Source organism: Vibrio sp. 99K-1, assembly GCF_013114585.1.
Taxonomy (GTDB): Bacteria; Pseudomonadota; Gammaproteobacteria; order Enterobacterales; family Vibrionaceae; genus Vibrio; species Vibrio chagasii_B.
Window position 1 is genome coordinate 189,950 of record NZ_VTXF01000007.1, and the last position, 7,976, is coordinate 197,925.

Genomic DNA, 7,976 nt, shown 5'->3' on the forward strand with positions numbered 1-7,976 from the left:
ACCGAAAGTAGGCTATCTGTATATTGAGTTCGAGCTATAACCCAACTTTTGCGAGTTCTTGCTCTGCAAATTCAGACGGTATCGCTAGATAGCCATCTTTTTCCACAAGCTCTTGTCCCTGCTTTGAGAATACAAAGGTAAGGAACTCTCTCTCAACCGGAGAAAGTGGTTTATCCGGGTGCTTATTTACATATACATAGAGAAAACGAGATAGAGGGTAATCACCACTCAAGATATTCTCACGCGTAGGCTCAACATAATTAGAGCCGTGCTCTGCAATAGGAATCAGCTTAACACCTGCTACGCGGTAGCCAATGCCCGAGTAGCCAATCCCACTGATGGATGAAGCGACCGACTGAACGACTGAAGCCGAACCAGGTTGCTCATTCACACGATTTTTAAAGTCACCGCCGCACAGTGCATTCTGTTTGAAGTATCCATAAGTCCCCGATACAGAATTGCGACCGAACAATTGGAATCGATGTTTCGCCCATGGCTGATCGATTCCGAGATCTTGCCAGTTATTGAGGGGCTTCGTTGCTCCGCAGCGTAATGTCTCAGAAAAGATGCCATCAATCTGACGGAAGTTAAGCCCTTCAATAGGATTATCTCGGTGGACAAACAGCCCGATTGCATCAATAGCGACTCGCAATGCTGTTGGCTTATAGCCATGCTCTCTTTCAAAAGCTTCCACTTCACGTAGGCGCATTGGTCGGCTCATAGGACCTAGGTGTGCTGTCCCTTCCGTCAGTGCAGGAGGTGCAGTAGAAGAGCCCGATGCTTGGACTTGAGCGTTCACATTCGGATAATAGGATTTAAACTCCTCTACCCACAATGTCGTCATCCCAGCCAAGGTATCAGACCCGACCGACAACAAGCTTCCAGAGATACCTGGAACCTTGGAATAATCAGGCAATGACTCAACACTCTGCTCAGCAAAGCTTGGACACGCCAATACCATCGCTAACAGTGAACCAATCGGCAAACGCATCCTGCGTATTAAGTCACTCATGACACGGTCAACCGGTTTGGCAACGTGAAATGGAAACGACTGCCGACGCCCACTTCACTTTGAATTTCGAGGTGTGAATCGTGGTGGCTAAGCGCATGTTTTACAATCGCTAATCCAAGACCACTACCACCGGTATCACGAGAGCGGGCTTTATCTACACGATAGAAGCGCTCAGTGAGACGATGTAAGTGTTGAGGCTCAATACCATCACCAGTATCTGACACGTCTAAACACGCACCTTGGCTGGTTTGATACCAACGCACTTTGACCGTCGCACCTGCGGGTGTGTATTTAACCGCGTTATAAACCAAATTCGAAATCGCACTTCTCAATTGGTCTTCGTCGGCAAGAACTCGCAGACTCTTATCGATATCAAATTCAAGTTTATGTTCTCGCTCACCGCTAAGGCTGGCTGCTTCTTTCTCAAGAACTTCCAGCATCGCAGGAACGTTAACCACTTCATCCAACTCATGCATTGGCGCTGCTTCAATTTTCGAAAGCGTGAGCAGCTGATTAACCAAACTGTTCATACGATTCAATTGCTCAGTCATTACGCCATGCGCCTTGGTCCACATTGGGCCAACGATCATGTCTGGGTCTTCGGTCATTTCAAGATAACCTTGAAGGACGGTCATTGGTGTACGCAACTCATGGGAGACGTTAGCGAAGAAGTTACGGCGCATGCCCTCTAGCTGCTTAAGCTGGGTGACATCACGCACCACCATCAGGTGTTCACCCTCGGTATACGGCACAATACGCAGTTCAAGCATACGCTCCACATTCAGAGGAGAAGGCATCTCTAATGGCTCAGAGAAATCTTGCTTATTAAGGTACTTAATAAAATCTGGAGTACGAATCAAATTCGAGATCGGTTGACCTGAATCATCTGGCCAACGGAAGCCCAACAAATACTGAGCTAGCTTGTTACACCAAACGATATTGCCTTCACCACGAAATACCACAACGGCATCGGGAAGCGATTCTGCACCGTTACGGAAACGGCGGATAAGGTTAGTCAGTTCTTTGCGTTTGCGACGCTGTCTCTGCTGCATACGATAAATACCGTTAAACAGAGATTCCCAGTTCCCAGAGCCTGAAGGTGGAGTTAGACGCTTCTCATCCCACAGCCATGCGGACAAACGCATTTGGTTGTGTAGGTGCCAGCCGAGCTGCAATACCGTAGCAGCCAGCAGTAACCAAGGTAGGTAACCGAATATCCATCCGACTAAAACCCATGGTGCGTAAAAAAAAGCCAGCTCCCAAGCCAGCTTTTTCCAGGTTAACTTTTCAACCATTCAGGACTCCGTAAACTGGGCAGCGAAGCCACATTAAGCCTTTGTAGAAAAACGGTAGCCAGCGCCACGAACCGTTTGGATTAGCTTATCGTGACCTGCAGACTCAAGCGCTTTACGCAGGCGTCGAATATGTACATCAACCGTTCGGTCTTCAACGTAAACATTGGTACCCCAAACGTTGTTAAGCAGCTGCTCTCGGCTGTATACACGCTCTTGGTGCGTCATAAAGAAATGCAGCATTTTGAATTCTGTTGGTCCCATATCAACTGGACCTTCACTTGCGGTCACGCGGTGTGATACTGGGTCTAATTTAAGGCCCTGTACATCAATCACATCTTCCAATGCCGTTGGTGTTACACGACGAATCACCGCTTTAAGGCGAGCAACAAGCTCTTTTGGCGAAAACGGTTTGGTAATGTAGTCGTCAGCGCCAACTTCTAAACCGCGAACCTTATCTTCTTCTTCACCACGAGCCGTTAGCATCACCACTGGGATGTTGCGAGTTAACTCTTCACGCTTCATGTGCTTGATAAAGTTTATCCCGCTACCACCAGGTAGCATCCAATCTAGTAATACTAGATCTGGGAAAGGTTCACATAGCTTGTTTACCGCTGTATCGTAATCTTCAGCCTCTACTGCTTGGTAGCCTTTTTGTTCAAGTACAAAACACAGCATCTCACGAATAGGTGCTTCATCTTCAACGACCAGAATCCTTCTCGACATAATTGAATAGCCTTTGTATTTAATCAACGCATTGCATTATCTGAGTTAATTATGACACTTTTGTGACCTTTGAAAACAAATTTTCATATAACTGTCTCAAACGTTTCACTTTATAACTTTTGATACAGAGCTAAGGACAAATCGAATTAGATCTCATATCATGAGGCACTTCTAAAAAGGTATGAGAAAAATATATGTGGTTTAAAAATTGCCTAGTCTATCGCTTCAACCGTGATATTGATTTCAACGCAGATCAGCTAGAGAAACAACTTGAAGAATTCCGCTTTACTCCTTGTGGTAGCCAAGACAAACAGAAATTTGGTTGGGTGCACGCAATGGGTAAACATGGCGATATGATGACGCACGTATCAGAGAACCGCATTCTCATCTGTGCAAAGAAAGAAGAGAAAATGCTACCAGCATCTGTGATTAAAGAGTCACTGAATGCAAAAGTGGAAACTCTTGAGGCAGAGTCAGGCACTCCTCTTAAAAAGAAAGAGAAAGACAGCCTCAAAGAAGACATCATCATTGACCTTCTTCCTCGCGCATTTAGCCGCAGTAACTTCACATACGCGCTGATCATGCCAAAAGAAGGTTTCATTGTGGTTGATGCAAGCAGCTACAAAAAAGCAGAAGACGTGTTAGCTCTGCTACGTAAAACAATGGGTAGCCTACCAGTTGTTCCTGCTATTCCTGAGCAAGCGATCGAAACAACATTAACCGAATGGGTTAAGTCAGGCGATACGCCTCAAGGCATTACAATGCTTGATGAAGCTGAGCTTAAGTCGATTCAAGAAGACGGTGGTATTGTTCGAGTTAAGAAACAAGAGCTAGAAGCCGACGAAATTAAAAACCACATCGAAGCGAACAAAGTGGTAACCAAGCTGCTTATCAATTGGCAAGATCGCATTGAATTTATCCTGGCTGAAGATGGCAGTATCAAACGCCTGAAGTTCAGTGATGAACTTAAAGATGAGAACGACGATATTCCTCGCGAAGACCAAGCTGCACGCTTTGATGCAGATTTCTCATTGCTATGTGGTGAGTTCAGCGTGTTCCTTCCGAACCTGTTCGAATCACTAGGTGGATTAACTCAACCGAATGCTTAATCAGTAACTTTAAAGCTCAGGTGCAACGTGCCTGAGCTTATTTTCCCTACATTTCCCGCTGTATATTTATCCCTTCACTCTCTTCTTAATATCATTGCTATCTTTAGGGCTATCAACCAGACTCATTTTAGCGTAAAATTTGCGCCCCTTTGATATCACTTGGTGATATCAACCTGACTTGAGATCAGATTAGAGAACGAAGCAATGACTACACAAAAACCATTTGTACCTGAACTATTATCACCGGCAGGAAGCCTTAAAAACATGCGTTACGCATTCGCCTACGGCGCAGATGCAGTTTACGCGGGCCAGCCACGTTACAGCCTTCGTGTTCGTAACAATGAGTTCAACCACGAAAACCTACAAATCGGTATCGATGAAGCTCATGCTCAAGGCAAAAAGTTATATGTTGTATGTAACATTCAGCCACACAACTCTAAACTAAAAACTTTCATTCGCGACCTTAAGCCAGTTGTTGATATGGGCCCAGACGCTCTTATCATGTCTGATCCTGGTCTTATCATGATGGTTCGTGAAGCATTCCCTGAAATGCCTATCCACCTTTCAGTTCAGGCTAACGCTGTAAACTGGGCAACGGTAAAATTCTGGGCTACACAAGGCGTTGAGCGTGTCATCCTATCTCGTGAGCTATCACTTGAAGAGATCGAAGAGATCCGCGAACACTGCCCAGAAACAGAACTAGAGATCTTTGTTCACGGTGCACTTTGCATGGCGTACTCTGGTCGTTGCCTACTTTCTGGTTACATGAACAAGCGCGATCCTAACCAAGGTACTTGCACTAACGCTTGTCGTTGGGAATACAAAACAGAAGCGGCTAAAGAAGACGAAAACGGTCAGATCGTTGAAGCAAACCCTACTGGTGTTGAGATTCAAGATGTTGAAGTTCAAGACGAACGTCCAGACAACACACTAGGTCTAGGTAAACCAACAGATGAAGTGGTTCTACTTTCAGAGTCACACAAGCCTGAAGAGAAAATGGCTGCGTTTGAAGATGAGCATGGTACTTACATCATGAACTCAAAAGACCTTCGCGCAATCCAACATGTTGAACGTCTAACAAAGATGGGGGTTCACTCTCTGAAAATCGAAGGCCGTACTAAGTCTTTCTACTACTGTGCACGTACAGCACAGGTTTACCGTAAAGCTATCGATGACGCTGTAGCGGGTAAACCATTCGATGAGAGCCTAATGGGTACACTAGAGAGCCTAGCGCACCGTGGTTACACTGAAGGCTTCCTACGTCGTCATACTCACGACACTTACCAAAACTACGAGTACGGTTACTCTATCTCTGACACTCAACAATTTGTTGGTGAATTCACAGGTAAACGCCGTGGCGATCTAGCGGAAGTAGAAGTGAAGAACAAGTTCCTAGTAGGCGATAGCTTAGAAATGATGACACCGAAAGGTAACGTTGTTTTCACACTAGAGATGATGGAAAACCGTAAGTCGGAAGCAGTTGAAGACGCAAAAGGCAACGGTCACTTTGTATTCATCCCTGTACCAGCTGATCTAGACTTAGAGTACGGCTTGTTGATGCGTAACTTGAGCGAAGGCCAAGACACACGCAACGCATCTGGTAAGTAACTTTACTTAGAAAACCGAGAAGTAAGCAATGGCTCTGTTAATCACTGACAAGTGCATAAACTGCGATATGTGTGACCCTGAATGCCCAAATGGCGCAATCACTATGGGTGACAGCATCTTCGAAATCGACCCAGATTTATGTACTGAATGTAAAGGTCACTATGAGAAGCCAACGTGTCAGTCGGTATGCCCAATAACCAAGTGCATAATCACTGATCCAAACCACATTGAAACTGAAGACGAGCTCCTAGAAAAGTTTGTTATCATTCAAGGCTTGACCTAAAAGAGAAAAGGTTCAACTTAATCAATAAGTTGAACCTTTTTCTTATCCGGATTTTTCCATGGGATAAATGTTGCAGAATAACTCTTTTTCGAACTGATATTCGAGTCGCTCTCGCCAATTTATCGACTGTGATACTGGTACTAGATAAAAGTTTTCCCGCCCAGTATCGGTCACAAATGCCATTCCATACTGCATCAATTCATAATGTACATCGTTGACAAAGCTAGGATCTAATCGCTGCCTACCTGTTAGTTGGTTGATGTCATCTCTTGAAATAGAAATACCCGCATTCTCAGTGCTGAACCTATGTCTTAACCATTCTGAAAATTCCTTTGCACAAATCATAGTCATAGTCTTATCCTTGAATTATCTATCTACGGGTATCAGACTCTGATTTCACATACTACACATAAGCCGCATCTTTCACCCCAAACACTTACTCCTGACCTAGCCCAGTCAAATTAATGCTCTCAATATCAAACGATATTCTTAATGTCGCATTTATAAACTCTAGACAAAAGTGTGACATTTCTCCAGTTTTTAGAGTCGACAAAACGAGTGGCATTACCACCTTAACAAGCCATTGATAATTCTATTACTTATTTGAAATCAAGGCTAAACACTGACTAGGCATGACTTTAATTTTCTTTTTTTTCTTTTTAGTTGCTACCTTTTTAGGGGGAGGAACAGGGATTGTCTTTGGCGCCCAACTCGCGAGCTCTTCGCCACAGCCATCACCTTTAGGAGGTTTGGCTTGAGGGATACAATTGGCACTGCCTTGTGGGCACTTCAAACGAACATGAAAGTGAGAATAGTGTCCCCACCACGGCCTGATTTTGCCTAACCAGTCCCTTTCTTTAACATCAGAAACTTCCTGATCGCAAAGGGTCTGCTTAATCACTGGATGAACAAAAATCCGCACCACTTTTTCATCTTTAGCGGCATGGCGAATAACTTGGAAGTGGTCGTTAGTCCAATTAGACTGGCGAAGCTTGTAGTTAGTAAGATCGACGACACTGACTGGCTTAGGAACCGCGAGTTCATTCTCAGAAAGCTTTTTGTCCGTTAACCTCAGCCATATGTCTATATCCAACCCAGTTTGATGGCTTGAATGCCCAGATGAAAAGCGTCCACCACGAGGAAGTGAGATATCACCAATCAATAGATTCGTATTCAATTGCTCACTTGTTGTTACGCCGAGCCTTTCAACAAACTTAATAGCCTCTGTGTGACCATAGTAACGCTCCCTTTGGGGACGAATAATCTGATAGCCAACACCATTAATCGGTAAAGCCTGTGCACCGTCCAAGCAGCCGTTAGCGTAACTGCCGATCGATGAGGTCGAGTTTGTCGTCGGGCTTTTCTCTTTCTCCCAAGGGGTTGCTAAAGAAGAAAATGAATAAAATAGGACAACTAAAACAAAAGATAACCTCATAACCGTTCCATGTAAGTGATGCATATTATTTATACTAGTCGGCATTTGAGAACAGTTTACGATTATTGGCAACTTTTTGGGAGCAGAGAGAAATTTGAGATAGAAGAAGCTGAAAGGGGATTATGAAGTATTTCAACTTAAGAAAGCAAAAAGGCTCTAGTCTTTCGACTAGAGCCTTAAATATAGTAGGGGTGGGCCGACACTCCGGAGATTCGACCGGGCTGGCGCTCCAGCTCTCAACATTGCTTTGCAGAAGCAACAGACGTAAAAAAGCCCCAGCATTTCTGCTGAGGCTTCGTATATGGCAGGGGTGGAGAGATTCGAACTCCCAACACGCGGATTTGGAATCCGCTGCTCTGCCAATTGGAGCTACACCCCTATTTTCAGTTTTAAAGAGCTGAAACTCTGAATAAGTGGCGGAGTGGACGGGACTCGAACCCGCGACCCCCGGCGTGACAGGCCGGTATTCTAACCAACTGAACTACCACTCCGCAGTGGACTACTTGTCGTC

The 7,976-nt window shown here is 44.8% G+C and carries 8 protein-coding genes and 2 tRNA genes; 3 read left to right on the top strand and 7 right to left on the bottom strand.

The window, feature by feature from the left end; translation table 11 throughout:
* Positions 1 to 34: 34 nt before the first annotated feature.
* The 3 genes from F0228_RS07920 to phoB are packed head-to-tail and all read right to left on the bottom strand — an operon-like array spanning position 35 to position 3,030.
* Positions 35 to 991 (bottom strand): phosphate ABC transporter substrate-binding protein, encoded by a 957-nt coding sequence (locus F0228_RS07920; RefSeq protein WP_061033312.1) that lies wholly within the window; start codon positions 989 to 991, stop codon positions 35 to 37.
* A 17-nt stretch (positions 992 to 1,008) separates the two neighbouring features.
* Positions 1,009 to 2,307 carry a phosphate regulon sensor histidine kinase PhoR gene (gene phoR / locus F0228_RS07925; protein ID WP_004740365.1) on the bottom strand — a complete coding sequence of 433 codons (1,299 nt, stop codon included), beginning with the start codon at positions 2,305 to 2,307 and terminating at the stop codon, positions 1,009 to 1,011.
* Between the two features lie 33 nt (positions 2,308 to 2,340).
* The gene (phoB, locus tag F0228_RS07930; protein ID WP_004735064.1) at positions 2,341 to 3,030 is read right to left on the bottom strand and encodes a phosphate regulon transcriptional regulator PhoB; all 690 of its coding nucleotides are present in this window, start codon (positions 3,028 to 3,030) and stop codon (positions 2,341 to 2,343) included.
* Between the two features lie 194 nt (positions 3,031 to 3,224).
* Between phoB and rdgC the strand changes: the two genes are divergently transcribed.
* The 3 genes from rdgC to F0228_RS07945 all read left to right on the top strand — a co-directional run bounded on the left by rdgC (position 3,225) and on the right by F0228_RS07945 (position 6,030).
* Complete coding sequence (gene rdgC, locus F0228_RS07935; protein ID WP_086716151.1) at positions 3,225 to 4,139, top strand: recombination-associated protein RdgC; 915 nt, start codon at positions 3,225 to 3,227, stop codon at positions 4,137 to 4,139.
* A gap of 204 nt (positions 4,140 to 4,343) precedes the next feature.
* A complete protein-coding gene (gene yegQ / locus F0228_RS07940) occupies positions 4,344 to 5,747 on the top strand; it encodes a tRNA 5-hydroxyuridine modification protein YegQ (protein WP_061033314.1) in 1,404 nt (467 codons plus the stop codon).
* 28 nt (positions 5,748 to 5,775) lie between these two features.
* Positions 5,776 to 6,030 carry a YfhL family 4Fe-4S dicluster ferredoxin gene (locus F0228_RS07945; RefSeq protein ID WP_004740368.1) on the top strand — a complete coding sequence of 85 codons (255 nt, stop codon included), beginning with the start codon at positions 5,776 to 5,778 and terminating at the stop codon, positions 6,028 to 6,030.
* Positions 6,031 to 6,072: 42 nt separating this feature from the next.
* Here the strand turns inward: F0228_RS07945 and F0228_RS07950 are convergent, their stop codons facing one another.
* From F0228_RS07950 to F0228_RS07965, 4 genes are all read right to left on the bottom strand, one after another.
* On the bottom strand, positions 6,073 to 6,381 hold the full coding sequence (locus F0228_RS07950; RefSeq protein WP_004740369.1) for a hypothetical protein: 309 nt from the start codon (positions 6,379 to 6,381) through the stop codon (positions 6,073 to 6,075).
* A 244-nt stretch (positions 6,382 to 6,625) separates the two neighbouring features.
* The gene (gene mepA, locus F0228_RS07955; RefSeq protein ID WP_061033315.1) at positions 6,626 to 7,465 is read right to left on the bottom strand and encodes a penicillin-insensitive murein endopeptidase; all 840 of its coding nucleotides are present in this window, start codon (positions 7,463 to 7,465) and stop codon (positions 6,626 to 6,628) included.
* Between the two features lie 302 nt (positions 7,466 to 7,767).
* Positions 7,768 to 7,844, bottom strand: a tRNA-Trp gene (locus tag F0228_RS07960).
* Positions 7,845 to 7,879: 35 nt separating this feature from the next.
* Positions 7,880 to 7,956: transfer RNA gene (locus F0228_RS07965), tRNA-Asp, on the bottom strand.
* Between the last annotated feature and the right edge of the window lie 20 nt (positions 7,957 to 7,976).